Source organism: Psychromonas ingrahamii 37 (assembly GCF_000015285.1).
GTDB lineage: Bacteria > Pseudomonadota > Gammaproteobacteria > Enterobacterales > Psychromonadaceae > Psychromonas > Psychromonas ingrahamii.
This window is the reverse complement of the sequence record NC_008709.1, coordinates 4,511,423-4,537,239: the sequence shown is the minus strand read 5'-3', so window position 1 is coordinate 4,537,239 and position 25,817 is coordinate 4,511,423. Positions and strand designations below refer to the sequence as shown.

General features: G+C 41.5%; 19 protein-coding genes. 5 read left to right on the top strand and 14 right to left on the bottom strand.

Translation table 11 applies throughout. From position 1 onward, the window contains the following. Nucleotides 1-58: 58 nt before the first annotated feature. The 10 genes from PING_RS19175 to PING_RS19130 form a co-directional block, all read right to left on the bottom strand. Nucleotides 59-646, bottom strand: a complete 588-nt coding sequence (locus PING_RS19175) for a chemotaxis protein CheB (protein WP_011771943.1) — start codon at nucleotides 644-646, stop codon at nucleotides 59-61. Beyond that, complete coding sequence (locus PING_RS20830) at nucleotides 633-779, bottom strand: hypothetical protein (protein WP_157035411.1); 147 nt, start codon at nucleotides 777-779, stop codon at nucleotides 633-635. Before PING_RS20830 ends, PING_RS19175 begins: the two co-directional genes overlap by 14 nt. Further along, nucleotides 766-1,611, bottom strand: a complete 846-nt coding sequence (locus tag PING_RS19170) for a CheR family methyltransferase (protein WP_011771942.1) — start codon at nucleotides 1,609-1,611, stop codon at nucleotides 766-768. The genes PING_RS20830 and PING_RS19170 overlap by 14 nt, the downstream gene beginning before the upstream one ends. Continuing rightward, nucleotides 1,608-5,444 carry a response regulator gene (locus PING_RS19165; RefSeq protein WP_011771941.1) on the bottom strand — a complete coding sequence of 1,279 codons (3,837 nt, stop codon included), beginning with the start codon at nucleotides 5,442-5,444 and terminating at the stop codon, nucleotides 1,608-1,610. Before PING_RS19165 ends, PING_RS19170 begins: the two co-directional genes overlap by 4 nt. Before the next feature lie 1,346 nt (nucleotides 5,445-6,790). Beyond that, nucleotides 6,791-9,220, bottom strand: coding sequence for a DNA topoisomerase (ATP-hydrolyzing) subunit B (gene gyrB / locus PING_RS19155; protein ID WP_011771940.1), 2,430 nt, complete (start codon nucleotides 9,218-9,220; stop codon nucleotides 6,791-6,793). An 11-nt stretch (nucleotides 9,221-9,231) separates the two neighbouring features. Beyond that, nucleotides 9,232-10,311: a DNA replication/repair protein RecF gene (recF, locus tag PING_RS19150; RefSeq protein WP_011771939.1), complete on the bottom strand. Its 1,080-nt coding sequence runs from the start codon at nucleotides 10,309-10,311 to the stop codon at nucleotides 9,232-9,234. Nucleotides 10,312-10,369: 58 nt separating this feature from the next. Beyond that, nucleotides 10,370-11,473, bottom strand: coding sequence for a DNA polymerase III subunit beta (gene dnaN, locus PING_RS19145; protein WP_011771938.1), 1,104 nt, complete (start codon nucleotides 11,471-11,473; stop codon nucleotides 10,370-10,372). A gap of 180 nt (nucleotides 11,474-11,653) precedes the next feature. Then, nucleotides 11,654-13,030, bottom strand: coding sequence for a chromosomal replication initiator protein DnaA (dnaA, locus tag PING_RS19140; RefSeq protein WP_011771937.1), 1,377 nt, complete (start codon nucleotides 13,028-13,030; stop codon nucleotides 11,654-11,656). Between the two features lie 528 nt (nucleotides 13,031-13,558). Next, nucleotides 13,559-15,316, bottom strand: a complete 1,758-nt coding sequence (locus tag PING_RS19135; protein WP_041766726.1) for a SulP family inorganic anion transporter — start codon at nucleotides 15,314-15,316, stop codon at nucleotides 13,559-13,561. An 842-nt stretch (nucleotides 15,317-16,158) separates the two neighbouring features. Beyond that, nucleotides 16,159-17,142 carry a carbohydrate porin gene (locus PING_RS19130; protein ID WP_011771935.1) on the bottom strand — a complete coding sequence of 328 codons (984 nt, stop codon included), beginning with the start codon at nucleotides 17,140-17,142 and terminating at the stop codon, nucleotides 16,159-16,161. Nucleotides 17,143-18,020: 878 nt separating this feature from the next. On the opposite strand from PING_RS19130, the gene PING_RS19125 reads away from it, so the two are divergent. Genes PING_RS19125 through PING_RS19110 form a run of 4 tightly spaced genes read left to right on the top strand, consistent with a single transcriptional unit; the run spans nucleotide 18,021 to nucleotide 22,283 of the window. After that, the gene (locus tag PING_RS19125) at nucleotides 18,021-19,172 is read left to right on the top strand and encodes an efflux RND transporter periplasmic adaptor subunit (RefSeq protein ID WP_011771934.1); all 1,152 of its coding nucleotides are present in this window, start codon (nucleotides 18,021-18,023) and stop codon (nucleotides 19,170-19,172) included. After that, a complete protein-coding gene (locus PING_RS19120; RefSeq protein WP_232279389.1) occupies nucleotides 19,150-19,869 on the top strand; it encodes an ABC transporter ATP-binding protein in 720 nt (239 codons plus the stop codon). The genes PING_RS19125 and PING_RS19120 overlap by 23 nt, the downstream gene beginning before the upstream one ends. Continuing rightward, on the top strand, nucleotides 19,866-21,080 hold the full coding sequence (locus PING_RS19115; protein WP_011771932.1) for an ABC transporter permease: 1,215 nt from the start codon (nucleotides 19,866-19,868) through the stop codon (nucleotides 21,078-21,080). The genes PING_RS19120 and PING_RS19115 overlap by 4 nt, the downstream gene beginning before the upstream one ends. A gap of 3 nt (nucleotides 21,081-21,083) precedes the next feature. Further along, nucleotides 21,084-22,283: an ABC transporter permease gene (locus tag PING_RS19110; protein WP_011771931.1), complete on the top strand. Its 1,200-nt coding sequence runs from the start codon at nucleotides 21,084-21,086 to the stop codon at nucleotides 22,281-22,283. 100 nt (nucleotides 22,284-22,383) lie between these two features. On the opposite strand, the gene PING_RS19105 is transcribed toward PING_RS19110, so the two are convergent. From PING_RS19105 to PING_RS20825, 4 genes are all read right to left on the bottom strand, one after another. Then, nucleotides 22,384-22,707, bottom strand: a complete 324-nt coding sequence (locus PING_RS19105) for a hypothetical protein (protein ID WP_011771930.1) — start codon at nucleotides 22,705-22,707, stop codon at nucleotides 22,384-22,386. Nucleotides 22,708-23,030: 323 nt separating this feature from the next. Further along, nucleotides 23,031-23,369 (bottom strand): thioredoxin family protein, encoded by a 339-nt coding sequence (locus PING_RS19100; RefSeq protein WP_011771929.1) that lies wholly within the window; start codon nucleotides 23,367-23,369, stop codon nucleotides 23,031-23,033. Between the two features lie 885 nt (nucleotides 23,370-24,254). After that, nucleotides 24,255-24,464: a cold-shock protein gene (locus tag PING_RS19095; RefSeq protein WP_011771928.1), complete on the bottom strand. Its 210-nt coding sequence runs from the start codon at nucleotides 24,462-24,464 to the stop codon at nucleotides 24,255-24,257. A gap of 585 nt (nucleotides 24,465-25,049) precedes the next feature. After that, on the bottom strand, nucleotides 25,050-25,196 hold the full coding sequence (locus tag PING_RS20825; protein ID WP_157035410.1) for a hypothetical protein: 147 nt from the start codon (nucleotides 25,194-25,196) through the stop codon (nucleotides 25,050-25,052). 24 nt (nucleotides 25,197-25,220) lie between these two features. Here PING_RS20825 and PING_RS19090 point away from each other — a divergent pair, with 24 nt between their 5' ends. Continuing rightward, nucleotides 25,221-25,805 (top strand): hypothetical protein, encoded by a 585-nt coding sequence (locus tag PING_RS19090; RefSeq protein WP_232279456.1) that lies wholly within the window; start codon nucleotides 25,221-25,223, stop codon nucleotides 25,803-25,805. Nucleotides 25,806-25,817: the final 12 nt, after the last annotated feature.

Below are 25,817 nucleotides of genomic sequence, written 5' to 3'. Positions count from 1 at the left end.
CTTGCTCTCATTAATTGCTTGTATGTCATTTTAGGTTGCTTGCTTATCCACATTGATATTAATCATCGCTGTACTGAATCTCTGCCAGCAGGAAACCGATTTCTTCCAGATCCAGTATCCAATCGACGTCCGTTGCTTTGATCGCTGCTCTTGGCATAATATCTACTGCCGCCGTTGTAGGTCGCTGAACAATTGTCAGTCCCCCTGCTTCCTTAACTTGCTTAAGCCCTTTGCTGCCATCGGTATTCGCCCCGGTCAGAATGATCCCGACCAGCCGATTCGCATAACTATCTGCCGCGCTTTCTAGCAGGACATCAATTGAGGGACGACAATAATTGACCCGTGGATCAATTGATAAACTAAAGTGTCCCTCATTTTCAACCAGCAGATGGTAACCCGCAGGTGCAATGTAAACCTGACCGGGTAATAATGGTTGCTTATCCTCGACCTCAACCACAGGTAAAACACAATACTGCTTGAAATACTGATGCAGATAGCTGCCGGAGCCCTCCAGACGGTGCAGCACGATAACGATCGGCAAGGAAAAGGACTCCGGCAGCTGCGCAAGTATAAGCGGTAGCGCCTGTATAGCACCTGCTGAACCGCCAATGATCACCAGATCATAACTACGGTTAACAGCTTTCACTGCGTCGGCCTGTTAGCAGATTAGCTGCCATCACATCACTCAATGGCAGGGGGATATTTACATTAGTGCCTCTATGTGCCTGCAATAATACTGCCTGCTCGAACGTTTCAACCCTTATTTTAACTGCTTTCACTGTGCAGATGCTTATATATTTTCTGCTCTGCAACTTGTGCTTCAAAGAGCTTATCAACCGTTGAAAACTTCAGTGATTCTTTGCTGCCCAGGCATAAAAAACCATGTGGTGATAGGCTGTTGTGCAGTAATGTTAATACTCGGTTCTGTAAATCTTGGTCGAAATAGATCAGTACGTTACGACAAATGACCAACTGCATTTCACCAAAAACACCGTCACTGACCAGATTGTGATTGGCAAAAATCACATTTTCCTTAAGCATTTCCAGCATCTTTGCTCCGCCATATCTGGCGTGATAATAATCGGTAAAAAGGCTTTTGCCGCCCGCGCTGATATAATTATCGCTATACTGCTGGATCCGCTGCAGAGGATAGATGCCCTCTTTGGCCACCGCCAGCGAGTGACTGTTATAATCGGTAGCATAGATTTGCGTCCGTTCGTATAGCCCCTCTTCCTTTAACAGGATCGCCAGTGAATAAACTTCCTCGCCCGTAGCACAACCTGCATGCCATATTTTGATGTAAGGGTAAGTCTTTAATACCGGAATGATTTCCTTGCGTAGTGACTGAAAAAAAGTGGGATCACGGAACATATCCGTGACGGTCACTGACATTATCTTTAAAAAACCATCAAAAAATGCTTCATCATGAAGAATAGGAGCGATTAGATCAGTGATCCGGCTGACACCTGCACGCTGCATATACTGAGTAATGCGGCGCTTTAAAGAGGCTTTGGCGTAGTGGCGAAAGTCATAACCGTAACGCTGGAAAATCGAATCCAAAAGCAACTCAATCTCTATTCTCTGTAATTCTTTATCATCTACTTGGATCATCTAAATAACCATATTTTCATGATGGCAATAAGTTTATCGACATCAATCGGTTTTATACAATAGTCGTTGGCACCAGCTTCAATACTTTTTGTCCGATCTTCCGGCATCGCTTTGGCCGTCAGAGCAATGATTGGCAACTTTTTAAAGCGTGTCTGCGAGCGAATTTTACGCATCGCCTCATAGCCGTCCATCACCGGCATCATAATATCCATCAACACCAGTTCAATATTTTCTTCCTCGGCCAGTTTCTGCAATGCCAGTTTACCGTTATCAGCCATAATTACCTCTAAACCATATTCCCGCAGTACCTTGGATAAAGCGTAGGTGTTACGCAGATCGTCATCTACTAACAATATCTTGCGTCCTTGCAGCACTAGCTCCGAGTTGTGCAGCATCTTGATAATCTTACGTTGATCATGGGGCAATGAGGAATCAACACTGTGCAAAAATAGTGTGGTCTCATCCAGTAATCGTTCTGGCGAGTTGGCACCTTTAATCACAATACTGCTGGTGTATTGACTTAATTCCTTATATTCCTCACTGCTCAACTCACGGCCTGTGTAAACTATGATAGGAGGCAAGGTAATGCTTTTATTGTGACGCAGACGATTCAACAGTTCAAAACCACTAATATCCGGCAATGACAGATCTAAAATGACACAGTGGAACAGCTCGCTTAACAGTTTTTCTTGTGCCTCTCTGCCGGTGCTAACGGAGCAAATTTCAATATTCTTGTTGGCGATTAAGCGAGTGACGGCTAAACGATTATTATTATCGTCTTCGACCAGTAAAACCCGTTTAATGGAATCCTGCAGCAAGTGCTCAATATTGCAGAACAGGGAATCAATATCCTCACCCGATACCGGTTTAGTCAAAAATCCGACCGCGCCTATCTGTAATACTTCGGTATTTTTATCCTCGGCCGATAGGATATGCACTGGAATATGGCGGGTATTGATATTCTGCTTGAGTTGCTCTAATACCTGCCGACCACTGATATCGGGTAATCCGAGATCGAGAACAATAGCACTTGGCTGATACATCGCTGCCAACTCTAATCCCTCTCTGCCTGTCAATGCGGATAGACCCCGGTAGCCCTTATGGCGTGATAGATCGATCAGAATGCGCATAAATGAGGGATCATCTTCGATCACCAGTACCGATTTTTCACCCGCCTTCAGAATGTCGCGGTCATCGGCAAAAGTGTTTTTTTCCTGAAGTGTTTTCTCTCTTGCTGGTACGGGGCTCAGGGGGCTCTTTAGCAGATCTGCCTTTGTGCTAACCTCGACCACTTCCTCGCGTGTATTATCTGCTGTGGGGACACTGATTTCCAGTGGTTCCTGATGGGTTTTAGACTCCCGAGTGTTTGCTTTCAGCGGCTGTTTTGCAGCCAGACCCAACCGCCTATCCAATGGCAGATACAAGGTGAAAGTACTGCCCTCACCTTCTTTACTCTGCAGCTGTATTTCTCCACCCATCAGCTTGACCAGCTCCCGGGAAATAGTTAACCCCAGTCCAGTGCCGCCATAATTTCGGCTGGTGGATCCATCTCCCTGTTGAAAAGCTTCAAATACACTTTCCTGGTTATCGGCAGAAATACCGATACCGGTATCGCTTACGGCAAAGCCAAGGGTGTTCCGCCCTCGCAGAGCCGGGTTATCAAAGCGGACTGATGGCCCAGGCTGTATTACTTTAAGAGAGACTGTTCCATGATGAGTAAATTTAATGCCGTTGGATAACAGGTTACGCAGTACCTGTTCAATGCGCTGTGGATCGCTGAAAAAATCATCAGATAATACGTCTTCTTTATCAAAGCACAATTCGACACCTTTTTTATTAGCAACCGGCTTGAACTGTCTGCCCAGATTAACGAGCAGGTTATTAATTGAGAATTGTTCAAAGTGGATATCCAATTTACCGGCCTCTACCTTGGAAAGATCCAGAATATCGTTGATCAAGGCCAGTAAGGATTGACCTCCCTCGTATATTACTCGAGCATCTTCCTGTTGCTCTTCGTTCAAGTTCCCCTGACTATTTTTGGCCAGAGACTGGGAAAGAATTAACAGACTATTGAGCGGGGTGCGTAATTCGTGAGACATATTGGCCAGAAATTCTGACTTGTAGCGGCTCGCTTTCTCCAGATTATTAGCTTGTATTTCAACCGCCTGTTTGGCGCGCTCAATAACAGTATTTTTTTCTGTCATTTCTGCGGTCTGCCGCTCAAGTTCTTCGGAACGCTCTTCTAATTCGGAATTGATTTGTTGCAGCTCTTCGCTCTTGTTGCGCAGTGACTCTTCGGATTTAACCAGCATAGTTGACTGCTCTTCCAACTCTTCATTGGAGGCCCTCAGCTCTTCCTGCTGCGCCTGCAGCTCTTCAGATTGAAGTTTTGACTCCTCCAACATGTCAACCAGCTGCTGCCTAGTACGCGTCACGTGCAGGGTGATAGCAATACCACTGGCGACACTCTCCAGAAATTCTAACTCGATTTGAGAATATTTTCGACTAACGCCCAGTGCCAATACGGCTTGTACCTTATTTTCATGTACCAGTGGTAGAACGAAAATATCAGTTGGAGTGGATTCACTTATGCCGGTATTAATAAGCAAGTCGTTGTGATCATCGGGTAGCTGATGATAGAGAATACTCTGTTGCTCCAGTGCAGCCTGTCCAATCAATCCCTCGCCAAACTGGAAGACGTTGTCATTGTTGTTACGTCTTTTAAAAGCATAACTGGAAACCAGTTGCAACTGCTTGCCTTCCGCCAGATAACAGCTCCCTACTTGTGCGTTCAGGTATTTGGCCAGATAGGTAATGACCAGCTGACTTAAAGATACCAGCTCGTGTTCACTGCGCATTTTGGAGTGCAGTTCTGCAATGCCATTCTTCAGCCAGGTCTGATTCTTCCTTTCAAAAGCTGAGTTTTTCAGGTTTTCTGACATTTTATTAATAGAGAGTGCCAGCTGATCCTGTTGCCCAAGCACCCGCACCTGCGTGGCGAAATCCTCTGCAGCTGTCGCTTTAACGACTACTTCCAGATGTTGTAAGCGTTGTATGGTTTGATTAGTATATTCGCCTAAAAGGCCAATTTCATCTTGCGAGGTTATATCAACAACCACATCAAGATCACCCTTTGCCAGCCTTTGAGTCGCTTCCACCAATTTCCCGATGCGACGGGTAATGCCTGTAGCGGCAAAATAAGACAATACAAAACCCAACATCATGAAGATCAGAATGCCGCCGATAAACACCAGTTGTGCCCATGCGAGAGTATCCTGAACCAATTTTTGTTGCTTGAGCAGGAAGCTTTTTTCTTCAGCTATCAGTTCAGCCTGTTTATCTTTCACTTTGGTCAGTAAGGCATTTCCATAAAGAAAACTCTTTAGTAATACAGGCTTTGGGGAATATATATCGACATTCATCCGCTGAGCTATAATCTGAGGTTCAACCTCTTCGACTAGCCAAGTATCAATGATATGTTTTATCTCCAGCGCAATATCCAAAGTAAATTTGGACTTTTCAGCGTGGATGCTCAGTCCTTCCAGTAATATGGCAAAGTCTGTATCAAACTCATTGCGTTCTTGTTCAAAGGTCTGCAAAAATTCAGGATTACCACTTTTTAAAAAACCATAGCCGTTTATAAGCAGTGATTTTGAAGATACCTGCATAGCTAACGTATGTTCTAGTGTTTGATGAGCACGGTCCAGTTCTTCATTGGATTTTATGATTTCCCTGGTTGTATAAAGCATGCTTGCCACTACTATGATTGCAACCAGCGCTCGTATCAAATTAATGATCACAAGACGCGAGGCTATGGATTGCTTAAATTTCATCTATGTGGCTCCTGAATTTCAGATAATACGATCACACTGTCGTTATTTTTATTTACACAACTATTTACGGGCAACACTTCCACTTTTTAACACAGCTAACGGTTTACCAAACAAATACCTCTGCGCATAATCGCAGCCCAGATCCTTGAGTATTTCGTATTGCACTTTAAATTTCACCCTCTCGCCCGGCAAAATAAAGCTACGAGCTCTTTTAAGTTTATTCACCGGCAAGTGTTTTAAGTGACTGAGTGCTAAATTCGTCGATCTATGTCTCATTACGTACTTACTCTTGTAAGATATTGACTGTTTTTTTAAATTTTAATGCTATAATTTTGATGATATTTGATATTTGATATTTGATATTTGATATTTGATATTTGATATTTGATATTTGATATTTGATATTTGATATTTGATATTTGATATTTGATATTATATCGGCAGACCGCTGACTATTTTTTTATTAACAGCAACATATTGTCTAAACGCATATATTGATGCGCCAGCCAATAGAAACCAATAAAAATAATAAAGTCTGTTCATTTGCAGTAATCCCACCTTAGATTCAAAGAATAAGTCGATAAATTGAATAGGTAGAAAAAACAACTAAGTGAAATTTAAGGGAGGGTCAAATCAGCAGTCAAGCTCAATTAGCCATAAAAATTCTTGGCCTTGCAGTGAAAAATATTTAGCCTTAACGACTTCCTGTGATTCTGTTTTCTACGGCATACATTATAGATAATTAGTAAACATACATAGAATAATTTTCAATTAATTCGGATGTAAGTCACATTTCTGTTCAACTACTCTGCCCACGCCTTAAACTCAACAGGCGCAATAGTACTAAGCGACCATTCAGTTAGCCAAACAGACAAAAGTAAGAATGCTTTAATCTTGGCGCTTAATAATTATCCATACATCATACATAACTTACCTGTAGACAGAATTTTTTATTCAAAGGATATTACCAAGAAGTGGCTTATGGAACAGGTCAAGTTATTGATATTGAATTTGTACGAGTTGTCGCTGAAGATCATGCCAAATACCTGAAAGTGAATTTGAGAAACGCTTTAATAGCGTATCCCGCTGGTGTTAATAGTCGAATTCAAAATGGTAATAGAGTGAAAGCATATGCAGCATGTCTCTCTTAATACTAATTATACTTAAGTGATCAGATTTACCATTAAAAATCATTCCGGTGGTTTTGTGAGCGTAAATTTTTCCTTTTAAGCAACTGATTATAAATTTAATGCTTTTAGTATTACTGAGATGTTTTGCAGGCTAAAAAAAATGCCCGTCAGTAGCAAACTGACGGGCATTTTATGGTGTTTTATTTTGGCTTATTATTAGATATCTAAGTTTTCAGCCCGCAGTGCATTTTTTTCTATAAACTCACGTCTAGGTTCAACATGATCGCCCATTAAGGTCGAGAACAGTTGGTCAGCACCCACCGCATCCTGGATTGTTACCTGCAGCATACGGCGCGCACTAGGATCCATCGTGGTTTCCCATAGCTGGCCAGGGTTCATCTCTCCCAGCCCTTTATAACGCTGTATATAAAGGCCACGTTTTGCTTCATGCATTAACCAGTTTACCGCTTCAATAAAGTTCTTAACTTCTTTTCTGCGCTCACCACGTTTTATATATGCACCCTCTTCCAGAAGGTTCTGTATTTCATTACCCAATGAAACCAAAGATTTGTAACCGGATGATCCAAAAAACTCTTCATCAAGCTGATAGCGGTTATCCACACCATGTTTACGCACGATAACAATCACATTGTTGGTCAGTTCATCTTCAGATTTAATGACTTCAGTTTTATAAATTGTGCCACCTAAATCTTCTCGATTTAAGGTTGCGACAATATCGTTTGCCCATTCTGAGACAAGCGAATAATTAGCCAGATTATCGGCCGTGAGTTCAGGTTTATAGATAAGCTTATTTAACATCGCAGAGGGATAACGGCGAGATAAACGTGTAATAGTATCTTGAACACTACGGTAACGCTGAATCATACTTTCCAGTTCGATGCCGGAAATACCGGGTGCATCGGAATTTATATGCAGTGATGAATTTTCCATTGCTAACCGGGTTAAGAATGCCTGCATTGCAGCTTCATCTTTAACGTAATCTTCCTGCTTACCTTTTTTAATTTTATATAAAGGCGGTTGAGCAATATAGATATAACCATTTTCAATTAATTCCGGCATTTGACGGAAGAAAAAGGTCAGTAACAATGTCCGGATGTGAGAACCATCGACATCGGCATCGGTCATAATAATAATATGATGATAACGGGTTTTTTCCGGATTATATTCATCGCGGCCAATACCACAACCTAAGGCTGTGATTAAGGTTGCTACTTCCTGGGAAGAAAGCATTTTATCAAAGCGTGCTTTTTCAACATTCAGGATTTTACCTTTAAGCGGTAATATCGCCTGGTTTTTACGCGAACGTCCCTGCTTAGCGCTGCCGCCAGCGGAGTCCCCTTCCACAATATAGAGTTCAGAAAGAGCGGGATCTTTTTCCTGGCAATCAGCCAGTTTTCCGGGTAAACCAGCCAAATCTAAGGCACCTTTACGGCGTGTCATATCACGGGCTTTACGGGCTGCCTCACGTGCTCGTGCGGCATCAATAATTTTACCCGTTATAATTCTGGCTTCAGCAGGATTTTCCAGTAAAAATTCCTGCAGATGTTCATTCATTGCACCTTCGACAACAGGTCGTACTTCAGATGAAACTAAACGGTCTTTTGTTTGTGAAGAGAACTTAGGATCCGGCACTTTTACGGATATAACAGCGGTTAAACCTTCGCGTGAATCACCGCCTTCAGTGGCTGTTTTATTCTTCGCGTTTTTAACCTTACCCATTTCCTTTTCCATGTAATTATTTAAGGTACGAGTTAATGCACCACGGAAACCGGTTAAATGAGAACCACCATCTTTTTGCGGGATATTATTGGTAAAACAGTAGATGTTTTCCTGAAAACCATCATTCCACTGCATTGCCACTTCTACATTAGTGCCATCTTCATGATCTGTTGAGAAGTGAAAAATCTTCTGGTGAATAGGGGTTTTGTTTTTATTTAAATAATTAACAAAGGCTTCAATACCACCTTCATAATGAAAATGATCCGACTTATCTTCTTCGCGTTTATCAAAAAGTTTGATTGACACACCGGAGTTTAAGAAAGAAAGCTCACGTAATCTTTTTGCCAGAATATCGTAGTGAAACAGTGTGTCAGAGAAGGTTTCTTTACTAGGCCAAAAACGCAGTTCTGTACCAGTTTGTTCAGTATCACCAATAATGGCGATGGGTGCCTCGGGCACACCATGAATATAAGTTTGTTGATAAATATGACCATGGCGTTTAACCGTTAAGCGCAGCTTTTCTGAAAGCGCATTAACCACGGAAACACCCACACCATGCAGACCACCGGAAACTTTGTAAGAGTTATCATCAAACTTACCACCGGCGTGTAACACGGTCATAATAACTTCGGCTGCTGAAACACCCTCTTCTTCATGCATATCAACAGGAATACCGCGGCCATCATCACGTACAGAAACTGAGCCGTCGGTATGGATTGTAGTAATAATATCAGTACAAAAACCCGCCAATGTTTCATCAATTGAGTTATCTAAAACCTCAAAAACCATATGATGTAAACCGGTGCCATCATCTGTGTCGCCAATATACATGCCAGGGCGTTTGCGAACCGCATCTAACCCTTTTAGTACTTTAATACTTGACGAATCATAACTATTTTCAGCCATCAAACTTTCACCTATTCTACTGTAATCTTACCGTGCTCCACGTGAAACACAGTCTGTTCCTGTCCAAATAATCGATCAATATTTTCTGCTGCAATAACACTGATAAATATTTGGGCATTCGAATTTATAATATGCTTTGCTAATATCTGTTGTTTGTTCTGATCTAATTCAGAACTAAAATCGTCAATTAAAAAAACACACTGTTTATTATCAAAAGAGTTTAAAAATAATCCCTGCGCTAAGCGTAAGGCGTAAACAAATAACTTTAACTGCCCTCTTGATAATACATCGCTAACAGGTATTCCATTGATTTTAAAGCGCAGATCTGCTTTTTGAGGCCCAGCACTGGTATAACCAATTTGTTTGTCGCGATAAAAATTATCAAACAGATAATCTTGTAATGATTTATTGTTTTTATCCCAGCCGCAAAAGAACTGACTAGTAATAGAAAAATCAGGTAAAAAATCGGCTAATGTTTGTTTTACTAATGGCATTAGCAACTCAAAATAAGCTTCTCGTTGTTGACTGATTTCTTCACTTAAAATACAAAGTTCATTATCCCATATTTGGAGCTCGTTGTAAGTTTTACATTGCTTTAAAGCGGCATTACGTTGCTTTAAAAGTCGTTTAATACGCGACCAGTTAGGGTAAAAAATAGGATCATGGTAGAAAACCCCCCAATCTAAAAAAGCACGCCGGTTTTTAGGGCTTCCTGAGAGTAAAGTGTAACCTTCCGGGGTAATAAGTTGTAATGGCAAGTATTGGGTTAAATTAGCTAATTTTTTGCAGTAACTGCCATTAATTTTTAATAACGTTTCACCACTTTTACTTTTTTGTAAACCAATCGGAATTGATCCGTTATTATTTTGAATTTCGCTAAAAAGCGTAAAGGATTTAGATTCGTGTTCAACCACGCGACTGGTTAAGTGAGTACGAAAAGAGCGACCGAGTCCAAGAAAGTAAATCGCTTCAAGCAGTGCTGTTTTACCACTGCCATTAGGCCCTACGACTACATTTATTTTAGGATTAAAATCGAGTGTGGCCGAGTTTATATTGCGAAACTGATGGATAATCAATCTACTGAGTGACATATAAGCACACTTTAATGGAAAATATTTTTTTGAGGATTTGTGTCACCTGAGGTAACTGCTATAAGCGCATTGGCATAAGCACATAAAGTGAGTCATCACTATCAATTGATTCTATTAGTGCACTGTGATCTGAATTACTAAATGTTATTTTAACCTGTTCACTTTTTAGGGTGTTTAAGACATCTAAAACGTAGCTTACATTAAAGCCGATTTCTAAGTTGGCGGAGTGATAATCAACATCTATATATTCTTCAGCTTCCTCTCTTTCCGGATTGTTTGCGGTAATTTGCAGAAGATTTTCAGAAAGAATTAAACGTACCCCTCTGAATTTTTCGTTGGATAAAATGGCCGCACGAGAAAAAGCCTGCTTTAATGATTCCCGATTAGAAATTAACTCTTTATCACCATTTTTAGGGATAACGCGGCGATAATCCGGAAAGCGGCCATCGACCAATTTAGTGGTAAAAATAAAGCCATCTATTACGGCGCGCAAATTATTTTGCCCGATTTGAATGGTGACATTTGCCTGATCATTATCGAGCAGCTTAACTAACTCTATCACCCCTTTTCTTGGCACAATCACAGACTGTTGCTCAATAACTTGATTAAGCTTTATTGAGCAGGAGGCAAGTCGATGCCCATCGGTTGCTACGCTGCGTAAGGTCTGTTCAGAAGCTTCAAAATACATGCCGTTAAGATAATAGCGCACATCTTGGCTGGCCATCGCAAACTGGGTGAATTCGATCAGTTTTTTAAACTCAGCTTGAGGAACCGTTAACTCAACCAGGCTTTGCCAGGATTCTATATTAGGAAAATCAACAGCTGGCAATGAAGATAGTAAGTAACGACTACGGCCTGAGCGTATGGTTACTTTCTCTTCTTTTACCTGAAACTTGATTTCACAGGGCTCAGATAAACCCCGACAAATATCCAGTAATTTTCTAGCAGGAACAGTAATAACACCATTCTCACTGGGATTTTCCAGTGCGATAACGGCAATCAGTTCAACTTCCAGATCTGTTCCCGTTAGGCTTAATTGGTTATCTTTAACTTCAATTAAAATATTAGCCATTATAGGTAACGCGGGACGCCCGCCGGCGACGGAGCTAACAACGAGTTGCAGCGGACGAAGAAATGCTTCTCTAGAAATTGAAAAATGCATAATCAAACTTACCTTATAGCAATTACATTAAATAAGTGGTCAATGTTAGACGCGGAGGAAATTGACAGGAGTTACTCATTAAGCCATTTATCCTTTAAATTACTTAACGAGTTGCTCGCTCTGTTTTTAATCCAAATAAATTATCAACAGTTTTGACGGGCTGGATCAGATCTGCTTTGTCTACATCGAAAGTGTGCGGATCAGAATTTTATAATCCTCTTGAATATCATTATTTTCTCGACGTAACTCTTGGACTTTTCTGCACGCATGTAAAACCGTGGTGTGATCTCGTCCGCCAAATGCCTCTCCAATCTCCGGCAGGCTATGTTGAGTTAACTCTTTAGCTAATGCCATGGCAATTTGACGAGGGCGGGCTACGGTCCGGGTACGGCGTTTTGAAGACATATCGGATATTTTAATACGATAATGCTGAGCGACTATTTTTTGAATATTGTCAATAGTCGTCTGTTTGGTATGCACCGCCAGCATATCGCGTAGCGCATCTTGTACTAGAGATATCGTTATACCTTGACCGGTGAATTGTGCTTTTGCAGAAATATTAGCAATCGCCCCTTCTAAAACACGCACGTCGGTAATAGTTAAGCGCTTAGCAATAAAGAAAGCCACATCATCGGGCAGTTTTAGGCCGCGTTCTTCGGCTTTAGTGATTAAAATTGCAACCCGTGTTTCCAATTCAGGCGGATCAATGGGAATGGATAATCCCCAACCAAAACGGGTTCGTAAACGCTCGTCAATACCTTCAATTTCCTTGGGAAAACGGTCACTGGTTAAAATAACCTGTTGATGCGCATCCAACATAGAATTAAAGGTTTGGAAAAGTACTTCTTGAGAGCGATCTTTACCGGCAAAGAAATGAATATCATCAATAAGCAGAGCATCAAGTGATGCATAATATTCTTTAAACTGTTCGATAGTATTGTTACGGATCGAGTTAATCATATCCTGCACAAAACGCTCTGAGCGGATATAGACCACTTTACTCTCAGGATTTTCTGCGAGAATGGCATTGCCAACAGCATGTAATAAATGTGTCTTACCTAAACCTGGATGCGCATATAAAAACAGGGGATTGTATACATCACCCGGGTTTTCAGCTATTTGCTGGGTTGTTGCGATAGCGAAATTATTTGATTTACCTTCAACAAAATTATCAAAAGTGTATTTTTTTATTAAATTACTTTTGTGAGGAACTCTATGGGCTTTGCTTTCGCCTTCCCAAGGTTGATTGGTAAGAGGTGCCTGGGTAGGGATTTGCTTTGCTGGTTTTTTTTCAACAGAACTAACATTACCCACCATTAAACGAATCTTCACCGAGTGATTAGGATTTTCCTGATTAACAAGTTGTTGGACCTTATCTTCAATCGTCGCCATGTATTTATTACGCACCCATTCGCTGGTATATTTATTAGGAGAATAAAGTGACAGGGTTGAATGATTAAAATCTGCTTGAAGAGGACGTAACCAAGTACTAAAGTCTCCGGCTGACAGTTCATCTTTTAATTGTGCTAGGCACTCTTGCCAAATTGCCAGGGACATCACTAACTCCAGTTATTAAATTCGGGCGCATAATTCTACCGCTAAGATCTGTTTTCCGCCACAAGATCCTTGCATAAATAAGTAAAAAAGATCCTTGTGTTTGTGAGCATTAAATGCACCTTGATTACTTTCTTGTATTAAATGCTGCTGACTTAAAGAATTTTGTTTCATCTGCTTATCAGAGGCAATTTTTAAACCGCTTTATCCGTTGCTGCACTAAAATATCATGGTTGTAATCTGCTGAAAAATAAAATCATCACTGGAGCGATGCTACCCATAGAAAACTTATCTGCTCAGCTTTCTTTAATAAGTTAGTCTTTACTTTTTTATTTTTTAGACATGATTGAGGCTTTATCAATGAGCATTTTTTACGGGGGGTACACGCATTTAACAAGCCCTGGAATTGCGGGGTAACTGCTGATAAAAAATCATCAGACAGACGGTTTATTAAAATGAAACACATTTTAAAACAGCATATTATACCATCACTTTGATTATTCATCTTCCAAAATAAAGACCTTAATATCCCTATAAATGACTGTGTATTAAGACATCTTCATTGTTGGGTTGTTTATGGACTAAAGGTGCTAATCCCTCCGCGAGTGCTTGTTTATAGATTTGATTCATTTTTAATGCTAAATAAAGATCTGAACGTATCAATACCCCGCCATCGGTGGTTGATACACTGGCTAACTCACACCACTTGAGCATTTGCCGCTTGCGTCCCGCTACCACCAGGCGAATACCGAGTTTTTTTAATATAATATGCAAATCTGCAAGCATGGCCATTACACTCAAATCTAAGTGCGTAAAACAGGGCACTGCATCAATAATCAGACACTCAACACCTTCTTCAGCTGCTATCTTCCTAAGCAGCTGGCGTTTAAAGTACAGCGCATTAAAATAGGTCAGCGGTGAATTAAAGCGATAAATAAATACACCATGTATAGGTATAGCTTTTTTCGCACTATCTATGCTGCGTATGACCCCTTTATGATCAAGACCTAACACTTGCTCCGTGGGGCGCATTACAACGCGTAAGAATTGAAATAAACCTAACAGTACTGCCAGAGTGATCCCGGGAATAACACCAATAAAGAGCACTGCTAATAAGGTTGTGAACGCCAGAAAAAAAGCCGAATTATCCCGTTTGCGCAGCTGCCACAGCGCCTTTAGATCAATCAGCGATAAGGATGCAATAACCAGCACAATACCCAATGCTGCCGAAGGGATATATTGTAATGGCGCAGTCAAAAATAATGCGATCAGAGTAATTAATAAAGCCGCTATAATAGAGACCCACTGCGTTTTCCCGCCATTGGCATCATTAACGGCGGTGCGCGAATCAGCACCACTGACGGCAAACCCCTGGGAGAATGCGGAAGCGATATTAGCCAGACCCAAAGCCATAAACTCTTTATCAGCATCAATATCATAACCATTTTTGGCTGCAAAACTGCGTGCCGTCAGCATCATACTGACAAAACTTACCATCGCCAGATTAAGTGCCGGCATCACCAGTTCACGTGCTATACCAAGATCAAAGGCCGGTGTCTGAAATATCGGTAGTCCAGATTGAATCGCCCCGACTGTTTTAATTTCAAAGGTACCCAAGTTAAAAAACCAGACCGCAAAAGCGCTGATTATCATCACCGCTAATGCGGCAGGCCACTGAGGACGAAAACGTTTAATTAACAAAAAGACAAATAGGGCCACTAAGCTTATTAATATTGTTGGTCTATGAAATTGGGTAATATAACGGGGCAAGTCAGCGAGGCGTTCAATCAGATAAGGATGTTCGAATTTAAAGCCAAAAACTTTAGAAAATTGACCGACAATAATGGTGATTGCAACACCATTTAACAGCCCCATTAAAATCGGTTTGGACAGAAAGTCAGCCAGTACTCCAAGCTTAAATCTACTGGCAAGCAAACACCAAATACCGGTCATCCCGGTCATGGTCATAACCAGTTGCCAATGTTTAACCGGATCCCCAGCGGCTAACGGGGTTACAACTGCTGCAATGACCGCACAGGTTGCCGCATCGGGACCCACTATTAATTGCCGTGAAGTACCAAATAGCGCATAAACCAACATTGGTAGAATACAGGAATACAACCCCACTACCGCATTAACACCGGTCAATTGGGCATAGGCAATAGCAACTGGCAGGGCAACGGCCACCACAGATAACGCAGCACGGATATCATCACGAAACCATTGCCGTTGGTAATTCAGCAGACCTTCTAACCCGGGCATAAACGAATACAAGCGAGCAAACTTCAAGGGGGACCTCTTTATCTGTGGAGAATTAAAAATCGGAAAGTGCCCAATATTATGCCCGATATAAAAGAAAAACAATGTTCTGCTGGCTAATAATAAAGCAGATATTAAAACTGCAGCATTGACTGGAAACTTAACTGCTCAATTTAGTATTGCACTTAAGTTGATAAGCGCAAGATATGCAGCATGGGAGTAATACAATGGTCAAAAAATATTTTTTTGTCGCCAGTTTGTTAGTGAGTTTTGTTTGCTTATTGTCTCTATTTTGGCCGGCTATATTCTGAGTGTTGATTATCATCTTAACCGTTACTCTATTGGGTCTTTGGGATATACGCCAAAAGTTAAACATGCCTTGCTTTGAAATTTTCCTGTGGCAGGTCATGTGCGCTGGATAACCGAATATATTTGGCCTTATCTGCGTCAGTCACTTTTTGAATCAGAAATCGATGGTGTACCCGTTAAGTCTATGTTTATATTTCTGTTTCGTTCAGTGATTTATCAACGAGCTAAAGGAGAGTGCAATACAATACTCTTATCCTGCTAAAAGCTGTTTTCTTGTGGAAAATGTTAGAGTCGAGTGCTGATAGTTTTTTAGCTGGTCAAATCCAGCGCTGGTTTAACTGCATTGGATTAATATTCGTTTGAGATAACGCCATTTGGGCTTAATTACTATTGTCTAAGGTTGCGCATGAAAAAGGCTTGCTAGCAGGGGGAGTTTTTACTGGTATTAATATTAAAACTTTTTTTTATGTTTTACTTTTAAAAATAAAACATAAAAAAACCCCACTGGAGTGAGGTTTTTATTATTTAATCTATTTATTGGCTAGGCCGCTAAAAAAATTAAATTAGAAGATGTATTTAAAGCGTACACGAGCACCAACTACTTCATCTTGAGTTACTTTATTAAGTTCAGCTTCTGACCAGCCAGCACCTAAGTAGATATCAAAGTTATTGATTTCCATTACAGCTGGGATTTTGTAAGAAGCATAAACTTGTGTTTCTGTTGTATCATTTGCATCAGAATCAGAATCAGACTCACCGTATAATGCGGAGATAAAGAAGTTGTTGTACTGTGCGTTAAGACCGGCTGTGTAAGAATCTACTGAAGTAGTTTGGTCTGTATCATCTGCTAAGAAAGCAGCACGAGCAGTTAATGTTAAAGCATCTGTTGCCTGAAGAATAAGCGCACCACCAGCACCCAACCAGTCGGCACTGTCTGAAACGCCAGCAACTTCATTACCAGCAACTGGTACTTCAAGTCCTACAATCATTGATACTTTGTTACTTAAATCAGCTGTCACAGCAGGGCGAAGGATAACAAGGTCACCATTGTCTTGCGACTGAGCAGTTAATTCAAATCCAGCTGCAGACATTGTTTTATTAAAGGTTGCTTGTGCATCACCAGAACCACTAACACGCCCACGTGCAGTGGCTGCGCGGTACATAGTAGTACCAGATGAAGCTACATAAGTATCTTGACCAGCAGGTGAAAGATCTTGTGCTTCAAAACGGCCAACTGTTAAGCTCCAGTCATTTTGCATACCAAAGGCAAATTTAACATCATCAGTACCAGTACCACCTGTTTGACCAAAAGTAGGTGCCACAGCAAATGAGGCAAACGCACCATTGTCTAACACTTTCTGACCGTGGATATCAATTAATAAACGACCGCCTGAAGTTACATTATCATTTGTTTGGCTTGTGTAATCAAACTCAACATCACCACCTAGGTATAAAGAACCAGCAGCTGTATCAAATGTTTGACCTGCATTCGCTGCAGATGCTACCAATAAAGCAAGGATGCTCGAAGCTAGAATAGATTTTTTCATTGTATGTATTTCCCTTAGTTATCATAGATACCTGAGTAATTCAGGTTTTGTCTTATTTATTTATTTTATTGTTGAACTTTTCTTAAATCAAGATATCTAATAATAATTGGCCGCGCAAACTAGAAATTCCGTTTCTATCTTTTTTTGTGAGCTGTTTTGCATTTTTGCTTTATGGAGCGTGAGCAATAGCACAAAAAATTAGGGTTAATTGTGAATAGTTGCAACTTACGCAATAAATAATCGGGCCCTATCCCCTTGTTTAGATTAATATTTAACCAAATAAATATCATTTAAACAAATTTTAAGTCATAAAAAAAGCATAAAGACTTATTTACTCCCTTCCTAAGGCTGCAATCAGCCGTAAAATATAACCACTGTATTTGACTACCCCCTCTTTTTTATTATGAAAATCGGATTAATCTTGTGCTCTTTTCGGAAAATACGGCTCGCTGTTATTGATGGCTTGTGCCCTATCCACTTGTTTTTTGTTAATTTCTGCCGTTAAAAAGGAGAGATAACAGACCGTTTTCCATTTTAGTCCTGGTTATTTATGTGTTTTATAAAATCCTGTTATTCATCTTTTTTAGTTTTTTACTAAAACACTCTGCACTATCACTCTCCAGTTATCGCCTTATCGCCTTATCGCCTTCTCTCGCCTTCTTGTCACTATTGCTGTTTTAGATCTATATTTAGAATGGTCTGTAGATCGCGTGGAGGCATACTAAGTTGAACGGGTATTTTGTGTATTTTAACCTTATATGTGCAGCTGATAGCCCTTTGATTGATCACATTGTTATTTTTCGCTGATCATAAATTAATCCAGTCTGGATTAATAACACAACAAATTATTTTCCTGTCAAAATAACCGGGATCTTTTTATGCTAAAAAAACATCGCCTGCTTATTATCACTATGCTGATTATTGTTGCCATTGCAGTGCTTATTGTTTATCTCAAACGTTCTCGCCCGATAGCGGTTGTGGTGCAGGAAGTAACAAAGGGTGAAGTGCTGGCAACTATTACTAATACTCGGGCGGGAACGCTCAAAGCCTGCCAGCGAGCACGTCTTTCACCTTCTATTGGTGGCCAGATTGAAAGTCTGCTGGTTAAAGAGGGGGATCTAGTCAAATCCGGGCAACTGCTGCTGGAAATATGGAATGATGATCTACAGGCACAGGTCACACTGGCTGAGTATGAAAGTGAAATCTCTGCAGCTCTAGTGCGCGAGGCTTGTATTATTGGCGATCTTGCTAAACGAGAAGCTTATCGCCTGCGCACTTTGTTCAAAAAAAACATGGTCTCTGCAGAGAGTGTTGATCAGGCCGAAAGTGCAGCGAACGCTAAGCTTGCAGCATGCGAAGCTGCCCATACATCGGTCAAGGTGAGCCAGTCAAAAATTGATGCAACCCGCGCCGCTTTGGCACGCACCCGTTTAAATGCCCCTTTTAACGGCCGCGTTGCCGAAGTGAATGGTGAAGTGGGGGAGTATCTAACCCCTTCGCCCATTGGTGTCGCTACTTTGCCGGCGATTGACTTGATTGATTACAGCTGTCTGTATGTCTCTGCACCCATTGATGAAGTCGATGCACCGCAGATTCGCCCGAAAATGCCCGCCCGTGTTTCACTGGATGCTTTTGCGGGGAAAACATTTGCCGGGAGAGTACGCCGGGTTGCTGACTATGTATTGGATCTGGAAAAACAGTCACGCACGGTTGAAATAGAAGTTGAATTTATCAATCTCGACAATATCGGTAATATGTTGCCCGGTTACAGTGCCGATGCCGAAGTTATTCTTGATCAACGTGATAACGTTTTGCGTATTCCTACTGCGGCACTGTTCGATCGTAACCAGGTATTGATTTTAAAAGAAGATGGTCTGCTTGAACAACGAAAGATCAAAATTGGCATAAGCAATTGGCATTATACAGAAGTGCTTGACGGTCTTGCTGCGGGTGAACTGCTGGTAACTTCAATCGAACGGGAAGGGGTCGAAGAAGGTGCCCGTGCTGTTGTTGACAATAAAGATGACTGAATTAACTATGATCGAATTAAAGAATATTCATCGTGACTTTCTGGTTGGAGAGCAAAAGGTACATGCCCTCGATAATATTAATCTGTCCATTGTGGCGGGTGAATATATTTCTATTATGGGACCTTCGGGTTCAGGGAAATCAACCTTGCTGAATTTAATTGGTCTGTTGGATAGCGCCACGGCAGGCACTTATTTATTAAATCAGCAGGATGTTACCGCGCTGCCCGATGACAAGCAGGCTGCCACCCGCAGTAAAATTATTGGTTTTGTTTTTCAGGCCTTTCACCTGATCCCCCGATTAACGGCAGCAGATAACATAGAGCTGCCTTTAATGCTTGCCGGTATGGAGCCTCTGCAGCGCAGTCCTCTGGTTAACAAAGCGCTCACAGAAATGGACTTGAGCGATCGTGCTCACCATCGACCCGATCAGCTTTCTGGTGGCCAGCGCCAACGTGTTGCGATTGCCCGTGCCACTATTATGCAGCCGAAGATATTACTGGCCGATGAGCCGACGGGTAATCTGGATCAAAAATCCGGTCAGGATGTGATTAATATTCTCGAGCAGCTTAACCGGCAGGGGATAACGGTCATTATTGTGACTCATGACAGCAATATTGGCGGGCGGGCAACGCGGCAATTAAAAATGGTTGATGGCCGTATTGAATCGGATCAGCCTTTATCTCCGGCCTGCTTATGAAAACGTCACTGCGTGATATTACCGTTTTTTCCTGGGGTGCTCTGAGCGGTTATCCGACCCGGACAATATTGATGTTAACTGCGATGGCTATCGGGGTTGCCTCGGTCATTATGTTAACCGCTTTAGGGGAGGGTGCCCGGCGTTATGTCAGCAATGAATTTAGCTCATTAGGTACCAATCTGGTGATTGTTTTTCCTGGTTATTCTGAAACATCAGGGCTTAATTCCGTTGCTATGGTGGGGACAACTCCTCGTGATCTGACCCTTGATGATGCGCAGGCATTAACCCGTAACCTAAATATTCGCCGTATAGCGCCGATCAATATCGGTTCAATTAATGCCAGTTTTCAGGGCCGATCACGTGAAGTACCCATTATTGGCAGTAACGCCGAGCTATTAAATATTCGCCATTGGCAACTGGCCCAGGGGCATTTTTTACCTGCCGGTGATTTAGATCGTGCTACTCCTGTTTGTGTGATTGGGCGTAATATAAAAGATCAACTATTTGCAGCACAAGCAGCGTTAGGTCAATGGATACGTCTGGGGGATCGGCGTTTTCGGGTGATCGGCATTATGGCCTCAACAGGGCGGTCGATTGGTGTGGATGTACAGGATACTATTATTATTCCGGTGGCATCTGCGCAGCAGTTATTTAACAGCGCTTCACTGTTTCGTATTCTGCTGGAAGTTAAAACCCGTTCTGCCATCGAGTCAGTCAAGCAATCCACTATCGAGCTGTTAAAAGAGCGTCATCAGGGCAAACGGGATGTGACCGTGATCACCCAGGATGCGGTACTGAAAACCTTTGATCGTATATTAGGCGCACTAACTTATGCTATTGGCGGCATTGCGGCAATCAGCCTGGCTGTCGCCGGTATTTTAATTATGAATGTGATGCTGGTCGCCGTCTCTCAACGTACTGCAGAAATTGGTTTACTCAAAGCCTTAGGTGCACCTTCGCGTCAGATTGTTTATTTGATTTTATTCGAAGCCATTATGTTATCGATCTTCGGCGCTGTGCTCGGTGTATTATTGGGCGAACTGGGTTGTTTTGCTATCAGACTGGTTTTTCCTGCTTTGCCTGCCTATTCTCCGCTCTGGGCGGTATTGACTGCGGTTGCTGTCAGTCTATTAGCCGGATTTATTTTTAGTTTACTGCCGGCACAACAAGCTGCGCGTCTGAATCCTGTTCTCGCCCTGACGGGTAAATAGATTATGCAGCTGCGCGACCTTCTACATTTAACCACTTCATCCCTGATTGCACATCGTCTGCGCAGTTTTTTATCTGCATTAGGCATTGCAGTGGGCGTTGCTGCCGTTGTCCTGTTAACGTCTATCGGCGAAGGTGTCCATCAATTTGTGCTTGCGGAATTTACCCAATTTGGTACTAATTTGGTGGCCATCAATCCAGGAAAAGCGACGACTAGCGGCATCAGTATGGGTGTGTTTGGTACTGAGCGGCCATTAACCGTTGAAGATGCGCAGGCGCTTAAACGGCTACCTTATGCCCGAGCCGTGGTGGCTGTTGTGCAGGGTAATGCCGAGGTAGAAGCGGGCAACCGTAGTCGCCGTACTACGATTTATGGTGCCGGTTCACAAATGCCGGAAGCTTTTCAAATGAGCGTCAAGTCAGGCCGATTTCTGCCCGATGATGATCCCACCGCTCCACGCGCTTTTGCTGTACTCGGCAGTAAACTCAAATATGAATTATTTGACGATTTAAATCCTTTAGGACAACGCATTACAGTCGGAGGGAATCGTTTTCGTATTATTGGTGTAATGGCGTCAAAAGGTAACGTATTGGGCTTTGATCTGGATGATACTGTTTTTATTCCGGCATCCCGTGCCTTGAGTTTATTTAACCGTGACAGCCTGCATGAAGTGGATTTGCTTTACGATGGTAGTATCTCCGTTGAAACCGTAGTAGCTGGGATTGAAAAAATCCTCGCAGAGCGCCATGGCAAAGATGATGTGACTATTACCTCTCAGCAACAAATGCTTGAGGTACTGGGTTCTGTCTTAAATGTGCTGACCTTTGCCGTTGGGGCTATTGGCGGTATTTCATTATTAGTCGGTGCGATTGGGATAGTCACTATCATGACCATTTCCGTTAATGAACGGATCAGTGAAATAGGTTTAATTCGGGCATTGGGGACGAGGCGGTCTCAGGTACTCAGTTTGTTTTTAGGTGAGGCGATTATACTTTCAGCCGTTGGTGGACTCGCCGGACTGGGACTCGGTATCGGCATTGCCCAACTACTGCATCTGAGTCTGCCTGCACTGCCTGTCCATACCTCATGGAACTTTGTTATTCTGGCCGAAGTTATCGCTATCAGTATTGGCCTTATTGCCGGTGTCCTGCCTGCCCGGCGCGCTGCCCGGCTCAATCCGGTTGAAGCCCTACGTGCGGAGTAACCCATTTGTAAAACTAACTGACTGATTTTATATTTGTGCTTGCACTTTTAACAGTGCAGTCACAAATATTGTTCTTTTTCACCCTTCTGCAGCAGAGTTGTTAACTGGCCAGCAAAAAATTGATATAGGTATTATTACGTAAATAGCGATTTAATTGGCGAGATAACCAGTATTCACCGAGTGAATGATCTTTAACGATTTTTCTGAAATGTAGTGAATTAATATTGACATGTATATCATCAATAACGTCAAAAGTAGCATAACCAATAATAGTCCCATCGAGACGAATAATAAGTAACTCAGTGCGGTTATCCGTGTCTTGATCCTCAGATTGTGTTTTGATCCTTTTAGCATCCTCCTGAAGCAGCGTTTGGCATATTGGGGAGAAAATAGAAGTCAATTTAACATTTATGATTTTATGCATATTTTTCCTTTTAAGGACAATAAACAAAGAATTAGACGTTGATGACACTTTACAGGCAAAAATAAAAAGGTCAACTTAACATCAATTATTTGTCGATTTTTTTAATGGCAATAAGAAAAATAATGAGATATGGGTCGCAGTTTACACTTTTCTGACAATGTTAAAGCATTTATCTGCAATCTTCTGCAAATATTTTTTATTCGCTTGTGGTGAATAAAAACGCCGACAAAAGTGAACTCCATTAATTTGCACATAAAACTCTAGCGCTTGAGAGCTGCAGAAGCGCTAAAATAATAATGCCTTGGGTTTTATTAGTACTCAAATTATTTGCATTGAGCGAGCAACTCGCGTATCTCGTCAGTACCCAAAGGCCGTACCAATCGCGCCACTTCCATCCCTTTATGCAGTAAAATAAAGGTCGGCCAACGCTTAACTCTGAATGCACGACCCAGTGGTTTACCTTTACCGTCAACTACCTTGATGTGAGGAAGCTGCGAATATTCGCTTAGTACCTCCTGAACTGCGGGTTGTGCTGCCTGACAGTGCCCGCACCAGGGTACCCCAAATTCGAGGATAGCATCACCGACCAAGGCACTAATCTGTTCGAGTGTCGGTGCGTCTTCTGCATAATCTGGGTTAAAACCCATTTGAGTACTTTTCATGCTGTTTCCCCCTACAATTACCTGGATGATTAAGACTAATCCGAGTCAGATTAGATTTCTTCCTTTTTATTAATTTCTAAAAAGAGAGTTACGCTATAGTGGCAAGATCTGCTTACTCGGTGTTGGTACTTTATTGTTTTCAAAAAAGCGCCAATTATAAACTGTCTTGTAGTCTGCTTTCTCTTTGTGCCGTTTTGCATGTAACAACTTTAACAACAGCAGTCTCTCCCTAATGATATTTTCCTTGCATAATATGTCTTTTAAGTGGAGTCCCGATAATAAATTCTAGACACCCAAGCTCAACTGGCAATTGATCAAGTAAGATAAATAACACGGTTTGCGATTCGGGTGGCTCGCCAATACCCTTTATTTTAATATGGGGTTTTTTGTATTCTTCTCAAATAAACACTCCGTTGCTTTTTAAAGGGGTAACAACCTGACCATAAAGTTTTTTGCGTAATAATGTTGGAATGTGTGCGGCAATGGATACTATGCTTATTACCAAGAGCATAGTCGTCAAGGTCAGGCACTTCCGTTGATATTTCTACACTGTGCTTAAGCGCAATATTTTTTGCCTTTTTAAGACCGATCGACAGCGGTAACCAAATACCCCTTAATAGCTAAAAAACAGCATTTCTAGCTTCACCTTCATATAAACAAAGCACTCGGCCTGCCTTTGGTTAGTGACTTGGCACGATAGAATAAAAAGTCAATAATTACAGAGTGTTACCAATTCAGCAGTGTTGAGTTGTTATTTATTTTTACTGCTTTCATCTTATTTGAGTTGATGAAGCCTGTTTTTAAACAAAAAAAATGGTAAACCCGAAAAGGTTTACCATTTTTTATCAATTTAGCTCGATTTGGGAGCTAATATATCAGAGCAAATTAAAGTGCTACGATAGTATCTGCTTGCGGGCCTTTTTGACCTTGGCTTACAGTGAATTCTACTTTTTGGCCTTCAGCTAAGGTTTTGAAACCTTCGCTTGCAATAGCACTAAAGTGAGCGAATACATCTGGACCAGATGCTTGCTCAATAAAACCAAAACCTTTCGCTTCGTTGAACCATTTAACGGTTCCTTGTACTTTATTAGACATAATAATATCCTGTAATTTTAATATGAAATTGCCTTTAGAAGGCTTGAATAGCGTAAAAACAGACTGGAACTTAAAAACTACAGTGCGAGGTATTATTAATAAAACAACGAAATGGAGAATGTAAACGTAAGGCTTTCTTTTGCTGATACGGATTATACAGAGTCAGGAGTTAAAGTCAACGTAATGTTTAATAAATATACGATTATGGGCTGAAAAACAGACTGCCACTCTGTGCCTGTTATAAGAGGATTCTAATAACCTGAAACAGCCTAAATCAGCTTACCAGCCCGTATTTTTTGTGCGCGCCATACCATAAATAGACAAAAACCAATGGGATCATCAGCAGATATAAATGCTGCAGTTGTTGCAGTGGCGCGTCACTGCTATTAAAAAGATAACCGGCAAGGCTAAAAAACAACAGCAAAGCAAACTGCGAATAATAACTTTTACAGATAATATACTGAATTGGCTGCGCTAAGCTTGCTATATCATAAAAGCGTTTGTTAAACGCAAGGCGAAAAAACGGCTTAAAAAGGCAATCAGCTTTATGAAATTAAGTCGCACTGATTTATTAATGAGTTACCGTTAAATAGTGGCAATGTTAATAAATACTTTGCCTGGAAACGGTTGATCTGCATATTTTTCAGTAAACAACCACAGAATAATGGCGTTGAGCGGCTCTATCCCATTGACAGACAAGGTTAAGGCACATGGTTTGGGGTTAATAATCATGGGGCGGTACTCGCCTTACTTAATATCTATCAAGACCCTCAATCAGATACCGTACCCACTCGTGGAAATATCATTCCGCAATCCTTAGCCTATGGTAACTTTAACCTTGTGAAAAACAGCTTTGCTGAGCAAAATCATCAAAAATATCAAAACTATAATCCTTTCTATTTAAAGCTTATCTCAAGTAGTGAATGCTTACATCTAAGTTGGAATGGTCGGTACTTAAGTGTTCATAATGTCAGTCAAGCGGCACTGTTGCTTAGCTCATCTGCGTTAAATACCGAAACGGTGTTAGCTAAACGGCAACGGCATTTTCAACAATGGTTGGCGCAGTTATCTGAGTTGTCGGCTGCTGCGGTCCTGCAAAAAATTCATCTGCAGCATAATCTAGGCAGTCGGGCTGGTTCAGTATTAATGGACCGTAGTGATGCTTACACTAAAAGTACTTGTCAGGTGTTGCTCGGTGTGAATTACTGCAAATTTAACTATTACCCGGAAGACAGCCTGCAGCAATGGCGATGCTATATTAGCAATGGTAAGAATCCTCAGTTAATTAAGCAACAACGAGTTATTACTTTACAAAACTCGATGCTGATCAATGAGGGTTAATACTATACCCAT